This is a genomic window from Streptomyces sp. NBC_00162, from assembly GCF_024611995.1.
In the GTDB taxonomy this organism is placed as follows: Bacteria; Actinomycetota; Actinomycetes; order Streptomycetales; family Streptomycetaceae; genus Streptomyces.
The window spans coordinates 4,778,089-4,799,748 of sequence record NZ_CP102509.1 but is presented as its reverse complement, the minus strand read 5'-3'; the positions used below and the strand labels follow the sequence as shown (position 1 = coordinate 4,799,748).

Annotated in this window: 14 protein-coding genes and 1 tRNA gene; 10 read left to right on the top strand and 5 right to left on the bottom strand. The window is 71.4% G+C overall.

Going from position 1 to position 21,660, the window contains the following annotated elements; all coding sequences use genetic code 11:
- Window positions 1-2 precede the first annotated feature (2 nt).
- The 10 genes from eccCa (at window position 3) to JIW86_RS22345 (ending at window position 12,003) form a co-directional block, all read left to right on the top strand.
- Window positions 3-3,977, top strand: coding sequence for a type VII secretion protein EccCa (eccCa, locus tag JIW86_RS22390; RefSeq protein WP_257555633.1), 3,975 nt, complete (start codon window positions 3-5; stop codon window positions 3,975-3,977).
- Between the two features lie 92 nt (window positions 3,978-4,069).
- On the top strand, window positions 4,070-5,488 hold the full coding sequence (locus tag JIW86_RS22385; RefSeq protein WP_257555632.1) for a DUF6177 family protein: 1,419 nt from the start codon (window positions 4,070-4,072) through the stop codon (window positions 5,486-5,488).
- Between the two features lie 118 nt (window positions 5,489-5,606).
- Window positions 5,607-5,939 (top strand): hypothetical protein, encoded by a 333-nt coding sequence (locus tag JIW86_RS22380; RefSeq protein WP_257554458.1) that lies wholly within the window; start codon window positions 5,607-5,609, stop codon window positions 5,937-5,939.
- A gap of 57 nt (window positions 5,940-5,996) precedes the next feature.
- On the top strand, window positions 5,997-6,308 hold the full coding sequence (locus JIW86_RS22375) for a pore-forming ESAT-6 family protein (protein ID WP_257554457.1): 312 nt from the start codon (window positions 5,997-5,999) through the stop codon (window positions 6,306-6,308).
- A gap of 48 nt (window positions 6,309-6,356) precedes the next feature.
- Window positions 6,357-6,806, top strand: a complete 450-nt coding sequence (locus tag JIW86_RS22370; RefSeq protein WP_257555631.1) for a DUF6507 family protein — start codon at window positions 6,357-6,359, stop codon at window positions 6,804-6,806.
- The gene (locus JIW86_RS22365; RefSeq protein ID WP_257555630.1) at window positions 6,803-9,625 is read left to right on the top strand and encodes a hypothetical protein; all 2,823 of its coding nucleotides are present in this window, start codon (window positions 6,803-6,805) and stop codon (window positions 9,623-9,625) included. The genes JIW86_RS22370 and JIW86_RS22365 overlap by 4 nt, the downstream gene beginning before the upstream one ends.
- A gap of 17 nt (window positions 9,626-9,642) precedes the next feature.
- Complete coding sequence (locus JIW86_RS22360; protein WP_257555629.1) at window positions 9,643-10,497, top strand: immunity 49 family protein; 855 nt, start codon at window positions 9,643-9,645, stop codon at window positions 10,495-10,497.
- A 160-nt stretch (window positions 10,498-10,657) separates the two neighbouring features.
- Window positions 10,658-11,521 (top strand): immunity 49 family protein, encoded by an 864-nt coding sequence (locus tag JIW86_RS22355; protein WP_257555628.1) that lies wholly within the window; start codon window positions 10,658-10,660, stop codon window positions 11,519-11,521.
- A gap of 41 nt (window positions 11,522-11,562) precedes the next feature.
- Window positions 11,563-11,808, top strand: coding sequence for a hypothetical protein (locus JIW86_RS22350; RefSeq protein WP_257555627.1), 246 nt, complete (start codon window positions 11,563-11,565; stop codon window positions 11,806-11,808).
- 15 nt (window positions 11,809-11,823) lie between these two features.
- Complete coding sequence (locus JIW86_RS22345) at window positions 11,824-12,003, top strand: immunity 49 family protein (protein ID WP_257555626.1); 180 nt, start codon at window positions 11,824-11,826, stop codon at window positions 12,001-12,003.
- Between the two features lie 124 nt (window positions 12,004-12,127).
- Here JIW86_RS22345 and JIW86_RS22340 read toward each other — a convergent pair.
- The 5 genes from JIW86_RS22340 to topA all read right to left on the bottom strand — a co-directional run bounded on the left by JIW86_RS22340 (window position 12,128) and on the right by topA (window position 21,526).
- Window positions 12,128-12,201 (bottom strand) — tRNA-Thr (locus JIW86_RS22340).
- 180 nt (window positions 12,202-12,381) lie between these two features.
- Entirely contained in the window at window positions 12,382-13,944 is a 1,563-nt protein-coding gene (locus tag JIW86_RS22335) for an alpha/beta hydrolase (RefSeq protein ID WP_257555625.1), read from the bottom strand.
- Window positions 13,945-14,126: 182 nt separating this feature from the next.
- Window positions 14,127-15,338 carry a DNA polymerase III subunit delta' gene (locus JIW86_RS22330; RefSeq protein WP_215149384.1) on the bottom strand — a complete coding sequence of 404 codons (1,212 nt, stop codon included), beginning with the start codon at window positions 15,336-15,338 and terminating at the stop codon, window positions 14,127-14,129.
- A 76-nt stretch (window positions 15,339-15,414) separates the two neighbouring features.
- On the bottom strand, window positions 15,415-18,567 hold the full coding sequence (gene tmk / locus JIW86_RS22325) for a dTMP kinase (protein ID WP_257555624.1): 3,153 nt from the start codon (window positions 18,565-18,567) through the stop codon (window positions 15,415-15,417).
- 136 nt (window positions 18,568-18,703) lie between these two features.
- A complete protein-coding gene (topA, locus tag JIW86_RS22320; RefSeq protein ID WP_257555623.1) occupies window positions 18,704-21,526 on the bottom strand; it encodes a type I DNA topoisomerase in 2,823 nt (940 codons plus the stop codon).
- Between the last annotated feature and the right edge of the window lie 134 nt (window positions 21,527-21,660).

Genomic DNA, 21,660 nt, shown 5'->3' with positions numbered 1-21,660 from the left:
CGATGAGTACCCGACTGATCCACCGCCCGGCGCGGACCATCAGGCCCCCGGCGACCCCCGCCGCACGCACCATCGAGGCCCCGCCCAACCTCCCCGAGGGCAAGGCGGGCAACATCGCGATGTCGCTGCTGCCCGTGGCCGGGGTCATGTCGTCCGTCGTGATGATGACGGTCGTCCGCAACAGCCAGTTCGCCGGGCTCGGCGCGCTGATCCTCGTCGTCACCATCATCGGCTCCCTCGCGCTCGTCTTCTCGCAGCGCGGCAAGGCCCAGCGCACCCGCCGCACCCAGCGCGAGGCCTACCTCGCCTACCTGGAGGACCTGCGCGAGGAACTCGCGGGCGAGGAGCGCGAACGCGGCGAGCACGCGGACGTGCTCAACCCGTCGCCGCACGCCCTGTACGACATCGTCCGCGACCCGGCCCGGCTGTGGGAGCGCCGCCGCATCGACGGCGACTTCCTGCGCGTGCGCGTCGGCACCGGGGAGATGCCCGTACGGGATCTGCAGATCGGCCAGCAGGGATCCTCCGTCCTCACCCCGCCCGACCAGTTCATGCTCAACGAGGCGTCGGCGCTGACGGCCCGCTTCCGCAACGGCACCGAACTCCCGCTCACCGTCCCGCTCGACCGCGTCGGCAACATCAGCGTCATCGGCCCCCGCGAGGACTGCCTGCGCGTCGCACGCGCCCTGCTGGTCCAGGCCGCCGCCCTGCACGCCCCCGACGACGTGGCGATCGCGCTGGCCGTGCCCGGCGACCGGCTCCCGGACTGGGAGTGGGCCAAGTGGATGCCGCACCTGCTCGACACCGAGCAGCTCGACGGCCCCGTCGCCGCCCGCCGCATCGCCCCCTCCGCGGCCCAGCTCGCCCGCCAGGTCGGCCCGGAACTGCGCCGCCGCGCCTCCTACGCCGCCGAAGTGCGCCGCGGACTGTCCGGCAAGGACGCCCTGGCCATGTCGTCCCGGCTGCTCGTCGTGACCGACGGACACGGTGAGGACGCCGTCGAACTGCCGCGCCCCGACGACGCGGTCGGCCTGCGCGAGATGGGCGTCACCGTCCTCCACCTGCTCGAACAGCGGGTCCAGGAGCCGGGACACGTCGGCGTACGGATCACCGTCGACGGCGACCAGGTGCTCATCGAGGACCTGCGCCAGGACGAGCCCATCAGCGCCCACGGCACCGTGGACGAGGTCGGCATCCCCTTCGCCGAGGGCCTGGCCCGGATGCTCGCCCCGCTGCGCCTGTCCGCCGAGTCCCTCATCGACGCCCCGCTGTCCGGGCCCGTCGACTTCGCCGACCTGCTCGGCATCGACGACGTGGCCCGCCTCGACCTGCCGAGCATGTGGGCCCCGCGCGGCGAACGCGCCTTCCTGCGCGTGCCCATCGGCATCAGCGACTCCCGCGAGCCCGTGCTGCTGGACCTGAAGGAATCCTCCGAGCTGGGCATGGGCCCGCACGGCCTGTGCGTCGGCGCCACCGGTTCCGGAAAGTCCGAGCTGCTGCGCACCCTCGTCCTCGCCCTGGTGGCCACGCACCCGCCGGAGGACCTCGCCCTGGTCCTCGTCGACTACAAGGGCGGCGCCACCTTCGCGCCGTTCGCGGACCTGCCGCACGTCGCCGGAGTCATCACCAACCTGGAGAACCAGGCCGGTCTCGTCGAGCGCGTCCACGCCTCGCTCGCCGGCGAGGTCAAGCGCCGCCAGCAGGTCCTCAAGGACGCGGGCAACATCGCCGACATCGGTGACTACGCCGCGCTGCGCGCCGAACGCCGGCCCGACCTGGACCCGCTCCCGCACCTGTTCGTCGTCATCGACGAGTTCGGTGAACTCCTCACCGCCAAGCCCGACTTCATCGACCTGTTCCTGTCCATCGGCCGCATCGGCCGCTCCATCGGCGTGCACCTGCTGCTGTCCAGCCAGCGCATCGAGGGCGGCAAGCTCAAGGGCCTGGACACGTACCTCTCCTACCGGCTGGGCCTGCGCACCTTCTCCGCCGACGAGTCCCGTACGGTCCTGGACACCACGGACGCCTTCCACCTCCCGCCGCTGCCCGGCTTCGGCTATCTCAAGGTCGACACCAGCCACTACGAGCGGTTCAAGGCCAGCTACGTCTCCGGCGCCTACCGCGGCCCCGTACAGCGGGCCGAGGACGAGGACACCGGCCCCCTCGCCCTGGAGTACGAGGCCTTCAACACCCTGTCCAAGCCGGAGAGCACGGGCGGTCAGGAGCCCTCCGCACGGCGCCGCGAGACCGGGCCGACCGAGATGGGCGTCATCGTCGAACAGCTGGAGAACGCCGCCGCTCCGGTGCGCCGCATCTGGCTGCCCCCGCTGCCGGACGCGATCTCCCTGGACACGGTCGCCGGCCCCCTCGACGTGGGCGCGCGCGGAATGCAGCTCTCCAAGCGGCGCGGACGGCTCACCGTGCCGCTCGGCCTGCTCGACGACCCGACGAAGCAGTGGCAGGGCGAGTGGTACCTCGACCTCACCGTCGCGGGCGGGCACGCCGCCGTCATCGGCGGCCCGCAGTCCGGCAAGACCACCCTGCTGCGCACCCTGGTCCTCTCGCTCGCGCTGACCCACACCCCGCAAGAGGTCGGCGTCTACGGCCTCGACCTGGTCGGCGGCGGCCTCCAGGCCCTGTCCGGCCTGCCGCACGTCGGCGGGATCGCGGGGCGCGCCGACCGCGAGCGCGCCGCCCGAACCGTCGAAGAGATACGCACCATGCTCGCCCTGCGCGAGGACCTCTTCCGCGAGCACGGCATCGACTCCGTCGAGCAGCTGCGCACCCTGCACGCGAGCGGCCGGCTGCCCCAGCTGGCCTCCGCCGAGATCGTCCTCGTCATCGACGGCTTCGGCGCGCTGCGCGACGACTTCGAGGAGCTCGACGACGCCGTCGTCGACATCCTCAAGCGCGGCGGCGGCTACGGCATCCACATCGTCGCGGGCATGCTCCGCTGGAACGACGTGCGCATCGCCACCCAGTCGAACTTCGGCACCCGCGTCGAGCTGCGCCTCAACGACCCCGGCGAGTCCAGCATCGAGCGCAAGCTCGCCGAGACCCTGTCGCCCGACGAGCCCGGCCGCGTCCTCACCGACGGCAAGCTCTTCGCGCAGGTGGCGCTGCCCCGTACGGACGGCCTCCGCGAGACCTCCGAGCTCGGCGCGGTGCTGGAGCGCACGGCCCGTACGATCCGCGCCACCTGGAGCGGCGACGCCGCCCAGCCGGTACGGGTGCTGCCGCACCTGCTGGAGCCGCACCTGCTGCCGGGCCCGGTCTCCGAGCCCAAGCGGGTGCCGATCGGCCTGGACCAGACCGCGCTGGCGCCCGTACTCCTCGACCTGTTCCAGCACGACCAGCACCTGCTGGTCATGGGCGACAGCGAGTGCGGCAAGACGAACCTGCTGAAGACGATCGCCGGCGGTCTCATCGACCGCTACGGCGAGGACGAGCTGGTCTTCGCCATCATGGACCCGCGGCGCAGCCTGCGCGGTGTGGTCCCGGAGGAGTTCAACGGCGGCTACGCCTACAACGCCAAGATGTGCGCCGGGCTGGCCGCGGGCATCGCCACCGAGCTGGAACGGCGCATGCCCGACGACAGCGCCCCCCTGGAGGACCTGGAGCCGGGCAGCTGGGGCGGCGGACCGCGGATCGTGGTCCTCGTCGACGACTACGACGTGCTCACCACCGCGGGGCAGACGCCGCTCGCCCCGTTCGTCCCGTACATCCCGTCGGCGGCGGACATCGGGCTGCACTTCGTCCTGACGCGCCGCGTCGCGGGCGCCTCGCGCGGGATGTACGAGCCGCTGGTGCAGGGCCTGCGCGAATCGGGGGCCTCGGCGGTCGTCATGGCGGGCGACCGGGGCGAGGGCCAGCTGTTCCCGGGGGTGTACGCCTCCCAGCAGCCCGCCGGCCGCGGTGTGCTCATCCGCCGGGGTCAGTCCAACCGCCTGATCCAGACCGTGTACACGCCCGAATAGCGCCCCGCGACCGCTCCTGCCCCCGCTCCCGCGACCACCCCTGCCCCCGCCCCGTCCCCCGTATATCGGACTGCGAAGGACCGTACGACCTCATGACCAAGGACGTCATAGCCCTCACCCCGAAGATGCCCGACCCGTGGGCGGTGCTCACTGGCCTCCTCTCCGGGGGCCCGGACAAGCTGGTGAACACGACGGGCGAGGGGGCGGTCGTACAGCTCTGCGACGAGCAGGGGCGGCCGCTGGTCTCGGTCGAGGCGCCGCTGCTGGTGCAGGTCGAGGGGGAAGCCGAGCGGCTGCTCGGCGCCACCCCGCCCCGGGTTCCGTACTGGTGGACGGAGGCCCGCGCCACCACCGGCGTCCCGGACGCCGAGCGCCTCGCGGGGACTTTCGCGGCCCGCCTCACCACCCTGGCAGGCGGGACCGCCTGGCCGCCGGAGGCGGCGCACAACCTGGGCGTGGTGCAGACGGACGGGGTCAGCGTCGCGCCGACGCCGGCCGCCGCGCAGCCCGCCGTCGACGTGCTGACCCACAGCGTCGCCGTGGTCATCATGGACCGCCCGGTCGTCGCCATGACGGCATGGCTCTCCGACGCCTTCCGGGCCGCCGCGGCCGCCGAGCGGGGCCTGCAGGTCGTCACCCCGCCCGGGACGATGCTGTCCCCGGCGGTACTTGCGAACATGCCGGAGTGGCCGTCGCGGTGGGTCGTGCAGGACGAGCGGGAGGGCTATTACGACGGCCTCTCGGGCGCGGTGCTGCGCTGGCAGGAGGGCATGTTCGCCACCGTGGTGTCCGAGGACGCCACCGAGGACGACCCGCGGACCCAGGTCGCCGCCACCTACAAGGAGGCCGTGAACACGGCCGAGCGGCAGCTGGCCGTCACCTTCCGCACCATCCACCCCGCGGACGACCGGCTGGTCCTCGGCGGGGCCCTGGAGACGGTGTGGCGCGAGCTGACCGGCGAGCCCCCGGCGGGGTGGGGGACGGCCGAACCGGCCAACCTGCCCTGGTCCCCCGGCCGGCTGACCGATGTGGCGTTCTCGCGGGCCCCCGAGCCGACGTGGTTCGTGGTGGTGGGCAGCCCCGGCCGGCCCGGCCTGGCCACGGTGCGGGTCAGCCGTACGAAGGCGGGCGTCGAGGAGGACGTGACGCTGGCGCTCGGCTACGGCGCCGGGGAGGAACTGCCGCTGGACGCGCTTCAGCGCACCGCGGAAGCGCTCGTTACGCGCCACCACCTCCAGTCCATGCTCGTACAGCTCCGCAAAGCACGCCGCGACCTGCTGGTGCCGCCGCGCTTCGAGGGGCCGGGCGTACCGCTGGCCTTCGTCCTGGGTGCGGAGGAGGTCCGGGGGATGCCGGACGACCGGGCCCGGCGCACGCCGCTGGCGCAGCAGCCGGTGCGGCTGGGGCCGAAGACCCGCCCCGCCTACTACTACCCGCTGCCGGGGGACCCGTCGGACCTGTCGGGCTGGAGCGTCTTCGAGCAGCTGGTCAGGCATCTGAAGGGCGCGTGAAGACCCCTGGTGGTTTGTCATGGGTGGGTCACAGGTGGCTCGTTGCTGGTTGCAGCAGCGATGTGAGTTGATGGAAACTGGGCAAACGTAAGAGCGTTCGAGAGTGCGGGGGATTGGGATGAAGTTCGACATGGGGGCGCAGGTTCTGTCGAACCTGATGTCCGGGTCGCGTAATTCGAATACGGATCTCGGGTCGCTGATCAAGCAGCTGGTGGCTGCGGCGCAGCCGCTGGAGGGCAAGTTCCAGGGGCAGGGCAAGGTGGCGTTCGACTCGTTCAAGCTGCGTGCGGACGGGATCGCGAAGGAGCTGAACGCTTCGCTGGCGGCGATTCTCGGTGGTCAGTCGGGGATGGAGCAGGCGTTCGGGTCGGGTGACCAGGAGCAGGGTGAGAACGCGCGGCAGCAGCAGGGCGCGGCGAACTTCGACGGCGCCCGTTTCCGTGGCCGCTGAGCCCTGCTCGTCTTCTTCTGGGTCTTTTGAGTTGTCTTCGCGGGGAGTGTGGTTGTGATGGCGAGTGGGACGGATCGTCGGGCGTATGACCTGGGTGCCTCGACGGAGGTGCAGGGCGGTATCAAGGCGATCATCGGTCAGCTGGAGCAGGTGATCGCGGCGCGTGAGGCGCAGGTGGCGGCGGCGATGACGGACTTCGCGGCGGATGGTGTGGCGGATGACTACCACGCCAAGGAGCTGCGGTGGAAGAACGCCTCGCAGGAGGTCAAGAACATCATCCAGCTGCTGAACACGACGCTGGAGAAGAACGACGTGACGGCGCAGCAGACGCTTCAGCGGGCGAGGGCCGCGGTCGACAAGATCGGCTGAACAAGCCGGTGACGTAGGACAGTTGGTTGGTTGTACGGGGGGTCGTTGATGACGTCGTGGGACATTAAGCCGCAGGGTGTGCAGGGCCAGTTGAAGACCGTCGGCACGAACGCCGGCGAGCTCGAGACGGCCCTGAACGCCCTGCTCACCGCCATGTCGGAGGCGGCCCAGGCCGCGGGGACCGCCGTACCCGGCTCGCAGTCGGGGATGAGCCCGCAGGGCCCCTTGGCCCCCGGCGCGGGCCCGGCCCCCGGCTCGGCTTACCTGGCGCCACAGAAGGCGCTGGGCCCGGTCGCGGCCGCGCTCGGCGAGTACCTGACGGTCCGCAAGCCGGAGTTCAAGTCGATGGCCGAGCGGATCGAGGCGTGCATCCTCGGCGCGGTGACGGCGACGAACGAGTACCTGGAAGGCGATCTCGACCAGGCCAAGGAAGCGCAGGACGCGGCCAAGTCCGTGAACCTCGAATTCCTGCGTGAGAAGACGGGGGCCAAGAAGTGAGCGGGAACGCGCCGGTCGACCCGGCTGAGGTGCCGGTCTTCACGGGCCATCTGCCGACCCTCGACGAGAAGGTGAAGGCGATCTCCTCGGGCGGGGCCGCCGTCTCGACGAAGGCGTCGGACGTCCACACCAGCTTCGGCGGGATCCAGGCCTTCTACCAGGCACCGGAAGCCGACCAGCTCTTCGCGACGACGAAGCCGGTCTCCGACCTCGGGCTGAAGCTCAGCTCCGACATGTGCACGATCGCCGGCGCCCTCGGCACGTACTCCCGCGATGCCGCACCCATCATCAAGAAGCTCGAGAACCTCAAGAGGGAAGCGGAAACGTTCCGCGAGAAGACGGACAAGGACGAGAAGTGGCGTGAGGACGGCGATCTGATCGACGAGAACCTCGATCGCCGCAACGAGATCGCCGAGGTGTGGACCCAGTTCCAGGAAGTGGAACGGGCCGCCTACGCGAAGATCGTCGCCCTGGTCGGCGGCGCGCCACTGAAGGTGAACGACGGCTCCAACGCCAAGGACATGTACGGCTACGACGCGGAGGCGTTGAAGCAGTCCAAGTCCCTGCCCTGGGGTGACGCGGTGGAGGAGTCCATCCCCGCGTGGCAGGTGTGGGAGCACGCCTGGGAGTTCGGCAAGGGCGTGATCGTCGACGGCGTGTGGGGCACCCTCAAGGGATTGGGCGGCCTCGTCGGACTTCAGGGCTGGGACACGTTCAAGCAGTCGTGGACGGGTCTGGCCAAGCTGGGCACCGGTCTGGGTATCGCGATGATGCCGGGTGTGGGCCCGCTCTTCATGGCGATCCCGGACGACAAGCTGCCCTCCTATCTGCGCGAGTCGCGCAACGCGATGAAGGAGACCGGCAAGGCACTCCTGGCCTGGGACCAGTGGGGTTCCAACCCGTCCCGGGCTGCCGGTGCTGTCACCTTCAACGTCCTGACCACGGTCTTCACCGGCGGCGCGGGCGGCGCGGCCTCGGGCGCCGGCAAGGCGGGCGCGGTCGCGAAGGCGCTGTCCTTCGCGGGCAAGGCCGGCCGGGCGATCGACCCGATGACGTACATGTTCAAGGGCGCCGGCGCGGGCATCTCGAAGATCGGCGATGTCATGGCCAGCCTGAAGGGCATGGGCAAGATCGAGGCGCCGAACATCAACCTGGACGGCGCGGTGGCCCTGCCCGACGGCGCCGTGATGCTGCCCGACGGGGCGATCCACCTCCCCAACGGCACGGCGATCCCGGACGGCGCGATCAAGCTCCCGGACGGCAACATCAAGCTCCCCGAGGGCACCGCCACCCTGCCGCCGGGCACGGTCAAGCTGCCCTTCGACGACACCCCGGCGAAGTACGTCGACGGTGCCGGCAACCTGTACAAGGAAGACGGCAGCCTCTTCCAGCGCGGCGAGGAATCCCCGCCCGAGAAGACCCCGGGCGCAGGCGCGGACACCCCACGCGTCGACGCCCCGAAGACGGACTCCCCGGCCACGGCCAAGGTCCCGGAGCGCGAACTCGTCGGCGTCGCCGGCCGTGGCGGCGGCGACATCCACCTCGGCAGCAACATCTCCGACCCGGTCCACGCGATGGACAACGGCGCGCACGGTACGGGCGGCTTCGACAACACCCCGACGGGCCGCGCAGGCGACCACACCCCCGGCGGCCACGCCCCGGACAACATGCCGCGCAACGACCTGAACCAGCCCACCGGCGGCTCCCACCCGGACACCCCGTCCACAGCCGGCACCCACCCGGACGGCCCGGGCTCAGGCGCCACCCACCCGGACGGCCCCGGCGGAGGCGGCACCCACAGCCCGCTGGGCGGCCACGGACCCGGCGGCTTCGACGACATCCCGGGCTTCGGTGACGACGCGGCCCGGGCGGGTGACGGGACGACCCCGGCGGGTGGTCACGACGGCCAGCCGACGCACCCCGGTTCCGGGCAGCAGATGACGCCCGAGCAGGTCAAGGCCAAGCAGGACGAGTTCATACAGAGGGCGAACGACCCCGACAAGAGCTGGTTCGACCAGTACTACCGGTCGGACGGGCACCGTCACAGCATCCACACCAAGATCGACGGCGTCGAGCTGCCGATCCTGGCCAAGGACAGCGACGGGGCCTGGATCTCCAAGAACAGCCTTCCGTCCCTCGGCTCCGAGACCAAGTTCGGCCGTGATCCATTCGTCCGCGACGAGGCCCATCCCGCGATCGACCACCTCGACGACGTCGCCAAGGACCGCAAGGCCTCGGTGGAACTCGCCAACGCCGAGCGCGCGCACAAGGCCTCGCCCACCGCCGATACGCTGGACGATCTGGCGAAAGCGCAGGAGCGTTTCGACACGCGCATGACCCCGCGGTGGGGCGAGAACACCTCCAACAACACCTCGTTCTCGGAGCGCCTGGGCGAGGACGCGGCGCGGCTGCACGTGGTCCCGGAGAAGTTCCCCGGTTCGGTGGAGCAGCCGCTGCCGAAGACGCCCAACGGCGCCAACATGTTCGACCAGCTGTACCGTCGTCCGGATGGCAAGCTGATGATCATCGAGGCGAAGGCGCCCTCTTCCGGCCTCCTCTGGCGCAAGGGCGTCGGTCCGGCCGAAGGCTTCATGGTGAAGCAGGGCACCGAGCCGTACCTGCGGACCATCATCGCCGAGATGGAACTCCGGCCGAATCTGAAGGTGACCGATGCCTCGGGCAAGGTATGGACGAACCAGGCCCTTGCCGATGAGCTCACGAGGGCCCTGGACGGCAAAAACCTGGAGTACGCCATGGTGAAGGCCACGGACGGCGGCAGTAAGTACGCTGGGGCCGTCCTCGAATTCTTCAAGATATGACAAAGGAGACAGCGTCCGTGATCGTGCCGCGCCAGGACTATCAGAAGGACGAGATGGCGGCGGTGGTTCCCGCCATGGAGGGGTCGCTGTCCTATTCGCTGGAGGAGTTCGAGACCTCGCACAACTCCAGGTCGGGCGCAGTCATGAGGTCGCTGAACGTCGCATTCGTCCGCTGTGTCGGGGACCCCGGTGCCGTCATGCTGGAGACCTGGGAGTCCTGGCTGCTGGCCATGCAGGTGCACTCGGCCGTCTTCGCCGCCGCCGCTCCTGACCGGGAAACGGTCACCTGCAAGATCCGCGAGGAGGAGCGCCACCTCGCCACCACCGGGCCGCAGACCTACCTCAACGCGAACACCTGGCTCAACGCCTTCTACCTCGCGATCATCTGCCGTGAAGCAGCCCGCCTCGACATGCTGGCCCGGATCCCGGTGTCTCTGCTGCGCGACTTCGGCGGAGCCCTGGACGAGTACACCTACGCCTGGGTGGAGACCCTCCAGAGCTTCTGGCTCCGCCGTGACGACCTGCGCACGCACCTGGTGCGCGCCGTGGACCTGAGCGCTCCCGAGCACGCCCGCGTCGTCGACGCGGAGACGATGACCAAGCTCCGGTACCCGCCGATCATGATGCTCTACCGCTACCTGCGCAACGACACCGCCGGCTTCAACGACGCCCTGGCCGACGCCGTCCGCTGGCACAAGGAGTACTGGACCGCCGACGAGGACCGCACCGAGAACATCCTGGGGATCGTGGCCCTCGCTCCGCTGGCGATCGCCTGCCTGGCCAAGGCCAACGGCATCCCGGTCGAGGTCGAGACCGACTACCTCCCCGAGGCCCTCCTCGACTTCGCCTGGCGCGGCGAGTTCGACGCGTAACGCGCAAACCCGCGGGCAGCACACACCTGCCGCCACAACCCACGGAAGACACCCAAATGACCACCGCCGTCGCACGCCACGCATTCCGCACGGACGAGGTCGAGTCCGACTACCTTCCGCTCCGCCTCCTGGACCGCTCCTGGGTGGGAGAGTTCGACACGTGACCGCAAGCGTTCACCGACACGCCATACCGGAGGGCCCCGATGCCGAGCAGTTTGCCGAGCGGCTCGGCACGCGGGTGGCCCGGCGAATCGACAGTCTCGAAGAGTCAGCCGGCATGATCGATTTCGCGTTCAACTCCTCTCTTCTGGCTCTGCGCGCTCGCTGTGTCATCGACCCGCGGGCGGCGGCTGTGGAGACGTGGGAGGCCACGGTCAACGCCATGCAGGTGGGTTCGGCCCTGTTTGCCGTGACGGGTGTGAGCGAGGGAACCGTCGAGTGCCGCATCAACCGCAAGCTGCGAACCCTTCCGGCGGTGGGCCTCCTGCCGACGGCCGATGCAGGAAATTGGCTGACGGCATTCTGGCTGGCCGTCATCTGCCGTGACCAGACGCGCATGACGCAGCTGTGCGAGATTCCGCTGGATCGGCTGCGTTCCCCGGAGGGGCAGTACGACGAGTACGTCTACCACTGGGTGGATGTCCTGCAGACCTACTGGCTGCAGCGTCCGGGCCTCGTGGACAAGCTCATCGCCACCATCGAGGCCTCGAACCCCGAAGTGGTACAGGTCGCTCCACGCGACCTGCTGCAAGGCGTGCTCTATCCGCCGATCAACCTCTTCTACCACTTCGTACGCAAGGACGAGGCAGGATTCAGCCCCGCCCTGGCAGACGCACTGAAGCTGCACAAGGCCTACTGGACCCTGAACGAGGACCGGAAAGCCGACATCGACGGCACCATCGCCCTCGGCCCCCTCGCCATCGCCTGCCTGGCCCACGACGGCGAAATCCCGATCGAAGTCGAATCCGACTACCTCCCCAAGCACCTCCTCACGCGCGGCTGGCTCGGCAAGTTCCCCACCTGATCCCCCGCCACGCGTTCCGCACGGACAACGCCGCCGAGGCCATGGCACCGGTCACCGAGAGCGCCCGGGAAGCGCTGGCAGGGCTCGAGACGTCGGAGGACGACCGCTACGGCGCCCTGACGCTCACCCTCGCTCGGCTCGGCAGGCAGGAGACATGGGACACCTTGGTCCGCGCTGTCGACGGCACGGACCCCGCGCACGTGGGGATCGCGGACAAGGAGCTGATGCTGAAGATCCTGTATCCGCCGCTCAATCTCTTCCACCGCTATCTGAGCCAGGAGAGCTAGCTGTTCAACGAGGCGTTGGCCGAGGCTCTCACGTGGCACAAGGAGTACTGGGCCGCGATCGAGGCCCGGTCCCGGAGCGGTGAGGGTCTGGTCGCCCTCGGCCCGCTCGCCATCGCCGGTCTGGCCCATGACGCCGGCAGGCCGATCGAGGTCGGGTCCGAATACCTGCCGAAGGAGTTGCTGGAGTTCGGCTGAGCCGGCGAGGTGGACGCCTGACGGGTGCCCCCGAGCGGCCTCCCTCGCCCGGTGGGCCCGGCCTCCGTACCCGGAAATAGCAAAAGCCCCAGGTCACGGCGAGTGAGTCCTGGGGCTTCTACAGAGCCGCCTTCGGGATTCGAACCCGAGACCTACGCATTACGAGTGCGTTGCTCTGGCCAACTGAGCTAAGGCGGCACCGCTGGTCAGACAAGTATTCCCTCGAAGAGGTGCTCTCATCAGCAGCGGCGCCAAGTCTACAGGGTGTCGAGGGGTGCCCTGAACCGCGTTGTGCGGGGTGGGAGGTACATCACATATTGGGACAAATGCGCAGCCCGGGAGGGACGACAGGGGCCGGGCACTGGGAGCGGAGCGGCTTCAGCACTTCTTGCCGTCCGCCGGGACCTTGCCCTCCAGGAGGTACTGGTTGATCGAGGTGTCGATGCAGTCGCTGCCGCGGCCGTACGCGGTGTGGCCGTCGCCGTCGTACGTGAGGAGGGTGCCCGACTCAAGCTGGCCCGCCAGGGCCTGGGCCCACTTGTACGGGGTCGCGGGGTCGCGGGTGGTGCCGACCACCAGGATCGGCGCGGCGCCCTTCGCGGTCAGTGGCTTCGCCGTGCCCGTGGCCTTCGCCGGCCAGTACGTGCAGTTCAGCGAGGCCCAGGCGAAGCCCTCCCCGAAGACCGGGGAGGCCTTCTCGAAGGACGGCAGGGCGGACTCGACCGCATCCGGGCCGGTGAAGGCCGGGGGCTGGTCGAGGCAGTTGACGGCGGCGTTCGCGAACATCAGGTTGGGGTACTTGCCGTCCGGCTCGCGCTGGTAGTAGCTGTCGGCGAGGGCAAGCAGGGACGACCCGTCGCCGTCCATCGCCGCCGTCAGCGCCTCGCGCAGCTGCGGCCAGGCGCCCTCGTCGTACATCGCCTCGATCACCCCCGTCGTCGCGAGGGCCTCGCCCAGCGGGCGGTCCGCCTCCCCGGTCGGAACGGGCTGGGCGTCGACCCTGCGGAGGAACTCCTTGAGGCGCGCCGCCACCTGGTCCGGGCTGCCCTTGCCGAGCGGGCAGCCGGGCTGCTTCGCGCAGTCCTTCGCGAAGGCGGTGAAGGCCGTCTCGAAGCCCGCCGTCTGGTCCCGGTTCAGGTCGACCGCCGGGCGGGCGGGATCCATCGCGCCGTCCAGGACCAGCCGGCCGACCCGGCTCGGGAAGAGATCCGCGTACGTGGCCCCCAGGAAGGTGCCGTAAGAGGCGCCGACGTACGTGAGCTTCTCGTCGCCGAGCACCGCGCGCAGCAGGTCCATGTCGCGGGCCGCGTCGACGGTCGAGACGTGCGGCAGGATCCGCTGCGAGCGCGCCTGGCAGCCGGCGGCGAACTCCTTGAAGGCCGCCACCAGCTGGGCCCGCTCGGCCGCGTCGTCCGGCGTCTGGTCCACCTGTGTGTACTTGTCCATCGCCGGGCCGGTGAGGCACTCGACGGGGCTGCTGCGGTCCACCCCGCGCGGGTCGAAGGAGACCATGTCGTACCGGGCGCGGACGGGCGCGGGATAGCCGATCCCCGCGTACGCCTGGAGGTATCCGATGCCGGATCCGCCCGGGCCGCCCGGGTTGACCACCAGGGAACCGAGCCGCTTGCCCGGACCGGTGGCCTGGCGGCGGGCCACCGCGATGTCGACGTCCTGGCCGGAGCCGGCGTTCGCGTAGTCCAGCGGGGCCTTCATGGTCGAGCACTGGAACCCGGGGACACCGCAGTCGCGCCAGCTCAGCTTCTGCTCGTAGTACGGGCGCAGCGCCGCCGGATCGGAGGACGCGGCCGCCCGGGGCTCCGCCGGAGCGGAGGACGCCGCCGCCCGGGGCTCCGCCGACTCGCCGGAGGTGCATCCGGCGAGCAGCAGCCCGGCGGCTGCGATCACGGTCCCGGTGGTACGCAGCAGGCGCCTGGTGTCCATCCCCGGAGCCTACGTCCTGTGGCCGGGGGGCAGGCCGCGGGCCCGCACCGGGCGGCCCCGCGGCTTTCGCGGCCCGTACCGGGCGGGGCACGGACCGGGCTCCGACGGGGCCCGTCCCGGCTCAGGCGGTCGGTCCGCCCGTACGGGTGAGCCGGTCAACCGGATGTGGACGCCTGGGCCGGTCAGCCCGCGCGCAGGGACATGGTCATCGCCTCGACCGCGAGCAGGGGGGCCACATTGCGGTCCAGGGCCTCCCGGCAGGCGATGATCGCCTCGATCCTGCGCAGGGTCCGCTCGGGACCCGAGGCGCGGGCGATCCGGTCGAGGTCCTGCCGTATCTCCTCATTGGCGATGGCCACGGACGAGCCGAGCTGCAGGGCCAGCACGTCCCGGTAGAAGCCGGTGAGGTCGGTCAGCGCCAGGTCCAGGCTGTCGCGCTGGGTCCGGGTGCGGCGGCGCTTCTGCCGGTCCTCCAGCTCCTTCATCACACCCGCCGTGCCCCGGGGCATCCGGCTGCCAGCGCCCGCCTGGGCGCCGAGCGCGGCCCTCAGCTCCTCGGTCTCCTTGGTGTCGACCTCCTCCGCGACCTGCTTGGCGTCCTCGGCGGCGGCGTCGACCAGCTCCTGCGCCGCCTTGAGGCAGCCGCCCACGTCATCGACGCGGAGCGGGAGCTTCAGCACGGTGGCGCGGCGGGAGCGGGCGGCCTCGTCGGTCGCGAGCCTGCGGGCCCGGCCGATGTGCCCCTGGGTCGCGCGGGCGGCGGCCGCGGCGACGGAAGGCTCAATGCCGTCGCGCCGGACCAGCACCTCGGCCACGGCGTGGACCGGCGGGGTGCGCAGGGTCAGGTGCCGGCAGCGGGAACGGATCGTGGGCAGCACGTCCTCCAGCGAGGGCGCGCACAGCAGCCACACCGTCCGCGGTGCGGGCTCCTCCACGGCCTTGAGGATCACATTGCCCGCACCCTCGGTGAGCCGGTCGGCATCCTCCAGGACGATGACCTGCCAGCGGCCCACGGCCGGGGAGAGCTGTGCCCGGCGCACCAGTTCGCGGGTCTCCTTCACACCGATCGACAGCAGATCGGTCCGGACGATCTCCACGTCCGAATGCGTGCCGATCACGGTGGTGTGGCAGCCGTCGCAGAACCCGCAGCCCGGCTCGCCCCCGAGGGCGCGGTCCGGGCTGGTGCACTGCAAGGCGGCCGCGAAGGCCCGGGCGGCGGTGGACCGCCCCGAGCCGGGCGGCCCGGTGAACAGCCAGGCGTGGGTCATCTTGGACGCGGCGGGCGGCGCCGTCCCGTCCGTGATCGCCGTGACCAGGGCGTCGGCATCGCGGGCGGCGGCGGCGAGCTGCTTCTGGACCCGCTCCTGTCCCACCAGGTCGTCCCATACGGGCATCCCGCCCACCACCTTTCACTTCACTCTGCGTGCACCCATTGTGGCGCGCGGCACTGACAATCCGGTCCCGCCCAGGTCAGCGCCCTCGGCGCGGGCCCCGCTCACCGTCGTCGCCGTACTCGTCGTCCCGGTGGCGGCCCAGCAGTTCGTCCGCCAGCGTCGGCAGATCGTCCAGCGGGGTCTCCTCGGCCCAGTCCGAACGCGGCCTACGGGGGCGGCCGTCGTCGCCGAGGAGCGGGAGCTCCCGCGTCCGGTCCTCGCCGGGGGCGCCGGCGCTGCCGGAGTCCCGGAAGATGCCGGGCGGCACCCGGTCGGCCGGGTTCTCCTCGGTGCGCCGCGCCGTGGGCCGCGAGGCCTGCGGGCGTACGGGGGGCAGTACGGCCGTCTCGTCGGTCGGCCGCACCGGCGGCTTCGTCGTGTCGACCTTCGGGACGGGGACGGTCTGCGTGATGTCGTCGGGCTGGACGACCCGCCTGAGCGCCGGGGTCTCGAGCGTGACGGCGTCGTCCGGATGCGGACCATCCGCCTCCGGAGCAGGAGCAGCCGGAGCAGCCGGAGCCGGTTCGGCAGAAGCAGGAGCAGGAGTAGCCGGAGCCGCAGCAGCCGGTGCCGCCGAAGCCGCCGCGGCAGCCGACGCCTGGGCCGCCGCCTCGGCAGCCGCTGCCGCCGCCAGCCGACGCGCTTCCTCGGCCTTCAGCAGGGCCTCCTCGGCCCGCCGCTGCTTCTCCAGCCGCCGCTCCTCGGCCTCGGCCCGCAGCCGGGCCTCCTCCTCGGTCTGCCGGCGCAGCCGTTCTTGCTCGGCCGCCCGCGCCTTCTCCTCGGCCTCCGCGCGCAGCCGCTCGGCCTCGGCCCGGGCCCGGGCCTCCTCCTCGGCGCGGATCCGCTCCTCCTCCGCCTTGCGGGCGGCCTCCGCCTCGGCCTTGATCCGGGCCGCCTCGGCCTCACGCGCGAGGCGGGCCTCCTCCTCGGCCTTCAGCCGGGCTTCCTCCGCCTTGCGCGCGGCCTCCGCCTCCGCCTTGCGCCGGGTCTCCTCCTCGGCGAGGCGCCGGGCCTCCGCCTGGGCGGCCACCTCGGCCTCGGAGAGCGGGAGCATCCGGTCCAGCCGGTGCCGTACGACGGTGGTCACCGAGTCCGGGTCCTGGCCCGCGTCGACCACCAGGTAGCGGCCGGGGTCGGACGCGGCCAGGGTCAGGAATCCGGACCGCACCCGCTGGTGGAACTCCGCCGGCTCCGATTCCAGCCGGTCCGGAGCCTCCGTGAACCGCTCGCGCGCCGCCTCCGGCGATACGTCGAGCAGCACGGTCAGGTTCGGGACGAGCCCGCCGGTGGCCCAGCGCGAGATCCGGGCGATCTCGGTCGGGGAGAGGTCGCGGCCCGCGCCCTGGTAGGCCACGGAGGAGTCGATGTAGCGGTCCGAGATGACCACCGCGCCGCGCTCCAGGGCCGGGCGGACCACCGTGTCCACGTGCTCCGCGCGGTCGGCGGCGTACAGCAGTGCCTCGGCGCGGTTCGACAGCCCGGCCGAGGAGATGTCGAGCAGGATCGAGCGGAGCCGCTTGCCGACCGGGGTGGCCCCCGGCTCTCGGGTCACGACGACCTCGTGGCCCTTGCCCCGTATCCAGTCGGCCAGCGCCTCGACCTGGGTGGACTTGCCGGCTCCGTCGCCGCCCTCCAGGGCGATGAAGAACCCGGTGCCGGACGGCGCCTGCACCGGCTCCCCGCCGCGCAGCGCCTCGCGCAGGTCGCGCCGCAGGGGGACGCCGCCGCGGTCGTCGGCCTTGGCCAGGACCACGGCCGCGACCGGCAGCAGCAGCGCGCCGACCAGCATCAGGGTGAAGGCGGCGCCGCCGTGTGCGAAGACGACCTCGCCCCCGCCCAGCCGGTGCGGCCCGATCAGCGCGGCCAGCACCGGGGCGACGACGGCCCCGAGCGCCACGGCCACCCGTACGACCGCGTGCAGGTGCTCGGTGACCCGGGCCCGGCGGAATTCTTCGGTCTCCTGGTCCAGCAGGGTGTGGCCGGTGTTGGCGGCGACGCCCGCGGCGGTGCCGGCGAGCAGCGACAGGAACAGCACGGTCGCCGTGTCGGGGACCAGTCCGGTCAGCAGCAGCGCGAGCCCGGCCACCGCTATGGCGAGGGCCAGCAGGCGGCGCCGGGACAGGGCGGGCAGCACCTTGCCGGCCTGGGTGGCCCGGATGCCGGCGGCGGTGCCGCCGACCAGCGCGAGGACGAGCAGCGCGAAGGCCGCCGGGCCGCCGCCGAGGTCGAGGGCGTGCAGTACGGCCACGGCCACGGCGCAGGACACCGCTCCGGCGACCGCCGCGCAGGCCAGGACCAGCAGCGGGATGACTCCGGTACGGCCCTTGTCGGGCCGGTCGCCGGTCTTGGGGGCACGCAGGCCCTCCAGCGGCGAACGGGGCCGCGGGGTCTTCGCCCCCGGCAGGACCAGTGGCAGCAGCAGCGACACGGACGCCGCGAAGAGGCCGGAGGCCACGTACGAGCCGAGCGCGGCCTGGTTCGCGGCGAACCAGTCGACGCCGAGCCCGAGGGCCTTGCCGACCAGGGTGGCGGCGAGCAGCGCGGCCGCGGCGATCGGGAGCGCCGCGAAGGAAGTACGCAGGGTCAGCCGCCGCAGCGCGTCCAGGTGGTCCGGCAGGGGCCGTACGGTCGCCCCCTCCGGCGGCGGCACGGGCAGCAGGGCGGGAGCGGCGCTCTCCTTGGCCAGGGTCCACAGCCGCTCGGCGGCGCCGGCGACGAAGACGGTGGCCAGCAGCGCGGTGAGGGCGTGGGCCGGGATCCAGTCGAGCCACAGCGGGGCGACGACGAAGAGCCCGAGCCGGACCCCGTCGGCGCCGATCATCGTCCAGCGGCGGTCCAGCTTGCCGCCTGGCGCGAGCAGACCGGAGAGCGGGCCCAGCAGGACCGCGCCGAAGGACAGGGTGGCGAGGATCCGGACCCCGAAGACGACGGCCACGGCGAGGGCCGCGCCCCGGTAGCCGCCGCCGAAGGCTCCTTCGGAGACGGCTGCCTGAAGGGCCAGCAGCACCAGCACCAGCAGGGCGAGGGCATCACCGATGCCGCTCACCAGCTGGGCGCTCCACAGCCGCCGCAGCCTGGGGGTGCGCAGCAGTGCGCGCACCGCACGCTCGCGGGAATCCGCGGCTAGGGCTTCGTCGTAGGTGGGGTTCGCCGGGGCGGTCACGACCGTTGGCTGCTCGGCTCGCGTCATCCGCCCAGCCTATCCGCTGCGCTTGGCCGTTGCGGAGGCCTGTGGACAAGGTCCGGTGTGACCCCGGCCCCACCTCTCCGGGTCTCCGCCCCGCCCCCGGACCCCGGGGAGGGGTTCGGGGGGCCGGGTGCGGAGGCTACTCGTCCGCCGCCGGGGCGGCCGCAGCCTTCTTCGCGACCGTCTTCTTGGCCGTGGTCTTCTTCGCCGCGGTCGTCGTCTTCTTGGCCGCCGTCGTCTTCTTCGCGGCAGCGGCCTTCGTCGCCGTCGCCTTCTTCGCCGGGGCCTTCTTGGCGGGGGCCTTCTTCGCCGTCTTCTTGGCCGGGGCCTTCGCCCGCTTCTCCGCGAGCAGCTCGTAGCCCCGCTCCGGCGTGATCGTCTCGACGTCGTCGTCCCGCCGCAGCGTCGCGTTCGTCTCGCCGTCCGTCACGTACGGCCCGAAGCGGCCGTCCTTGACCACCACCGGCTTCTCGCTGACCGGGTCCGTGCCCAGCTCCTTCAGCGGCGGCTTGGCCGCGGCCCGGCCCCGCTGCTTGGGCTGCGCGTAGATGGCCAGCGCCTCGTCCAGCGTGATCGAGAACAGCTGGTCCTCGGTCTCCAGCGACCGCGAGTCCGTGCCCTTCTTCAGGTACGGGCCGTAGCGGCCGTTCTGGGCCGTGATCTCCACGCCCTCCGCGTCCGCGCCGACCACCCGCGGCAGCGACATCAGCTTGAGCGCGTCGTCGAGCGTGACCGTGTCCAGGGACATCGACTTGAAGAGCGAGGCCGTCCGCGGCTTGACCGCGTTCTTGCCCGTCTTCGGCGTGCCCTCGGGAAGGATCTCCGTCACGTACGGCCCGTAGCGACCGTCCTTGGCGACGATTTCGTTCCCGCTGACCGGGTCCTTGCCGAGCTCGAACTCGCCGCTCGGCTTGGCGAACAGCTCCTCCGCGTACTCGACCGTCAGCTCGTCCGGGGCCATGTCGTCCGGTACGTCGGCCCGCTGGTGGCCCTCCGCGTCCTTCTCGCCCCGCTCCACGTACGGCCCGTAGCGGCCGACCCGCAGCACGATGCCCTCGCCGACCGGGAAGGAGGAGATCTCCCGGGCGTCGATCGCGCCCAGGTCCGTGACCAGCTCCTTCAGACCGCCCAGGTGGTCACCGTCGGCGGGCACGACCTCGGTCGCGTCCTCCGAGCCGAAGTAGAACCGCTTCAGCCACGGCACGGACTGGGCCTCGCCCCGCGCGATGCGGTCGAGGTCGTCCTCCATCTTCGCGGTGAAGTCGTAGTCGACCAGTCGGCCGAAGTGCGTCTCCAGCAGGTTCACCACGGCGAACGACAGGAAGGACGGCACGAGCGCCGTGCCCTTCTTGAAGACGTAGCCGCGGTCGAGGATCGTGCCGATGATCGACGCGTACGTCGACGGGCGGCCGATCTCGCGCTCTTCCAGCTCCTTGACCAGCGAGGCCTCGGTGTAGCGGGCCGGCGGCTTGGTCGAGTGGCCGTCCGCCGTAATCTCCTCGGCGGCGAGCGCGTCGCCCTCCGCGACCTGCGGCAGGCGCTTCTCGCGGTCGTCGAGCTCGGCGTTCGGGTCGTCCGCGCCCTCCACGTAGGCCTTCATGAAGCCGTGGAAGGTGATCGTCTTGCCGGAGGCAGTGAACTCGGCGTCCCGACCGTCGCTCGCCCGGCCGCCGATCTTCACGGTGACGCTGTTGCCGACCGCGTCCTTCATCTGGGAGGCGACGGTCCGCTTCCAGATCAGCTCGTACAGGCGGAACTGGTCACCCGTCAGACCAGTCTCGGCCGGAGTGCGGAAACGATCACCCGAAGGCCGGATCGCCTCGTGCGCCTCCTGGGCGTTCTTGACCTTGCCCGCGTAGACGCGCGGCTTCTCCGGCAGGTAGTCGGCCCCGTAGAGCTGCGTGACCTGTGCCCTCGCCGCCGACACCGCGGTGTCGGAGAGCGTCGTGGAGTCCGTACGCATATAGGTGATGAAGCCGTTCTCGTACAGCTTCTGGGCCACCTGCATGGTCGCCTTCGCACCGAAGCCCAGCTTGCGCGAGGCCTCCTGCTGGAGCGTCGTCGTACGGAACGGGGCGTACGGGGAGCGGCGGTACGGCTTGGACTCGACCGAGCGGACGGCGAACGAGGTGTCCGCCAGCGCGGCGGCGAGCGACCGGGCGTTCGCCTCGTCGAGGTGCAGCACCTCGCTCTTGAGCTGCCCGTTCGAGCCGAAGTCGCGGCCCTGCGCGACGCGCTTGCCGTCCACCGTGTTCAGGCGGGCGACCAGCGTCGAGGGGTCGGAGGCGTCACCGGTGCGGCCGGTGCCGAAGGTGCCGGTCAGGTCCCAGTACTCGGCGGAGCGGAAGGCGATGCGCTCGCGCTCCCGCTCGACGACCATGCGGGTGGCCACCGACTGGACGCGCCCGGCCGACAGCCGCGGCATGACCTTCTTCCACAGGACCGGCGAGACCTCGTAGCCGTAGAGGCGGTCGAGGATGCGGCGGGTCTCCTGGGCGTCGACCATGCGCTGGTTCAGCTCGCGCGGGTTGGCGACGGCGTCGCGGATCGCGTCCTTGGTGATCTCGTGGAAGACCATCCGGTGGACGGGGACCTTGGGCTTGAGGACTTCCTGCAGGTGCCACGCGATGGCTTCGCCCTCGCGGTCCTCATCGGTGGCGAGGAAGAGCTCATCGGACTCGGCCAGCAGGTCCTTCAGCTTGCGGACCTGCGCCTTCTTGTCCGCGTTGACGACGTAGATCGGCGCGAAGTCGTGCTCGACGTCCACGCCGAGACGGCGGACCTCGCCGGTGTACTTGTCGGGAACCTCGGCCGCGCCGTTCGGGAGGTCGCGAATGTGCCCGACGCTCGCCTCGACGACGTATCCCGGGCCGAGGTAGCCCTTGATCGTCTTCGCCTTGGCAGGGGACTCGACAATGACGAGTCGGCGGCCGCCCTTTGCGGTCTCGCTAGTCGGGGACAACTTGGCTCTTCTCTCCGGTCGGCACTCGGTCGCAGTACGGCGACGCTGCGGAGTGTGACGGTACAACCCGCCCCCGTGTCAAACGGCACAAGCCCGCAACGGCCACTCGAACGGTAACCCGACAAGTGCCATTT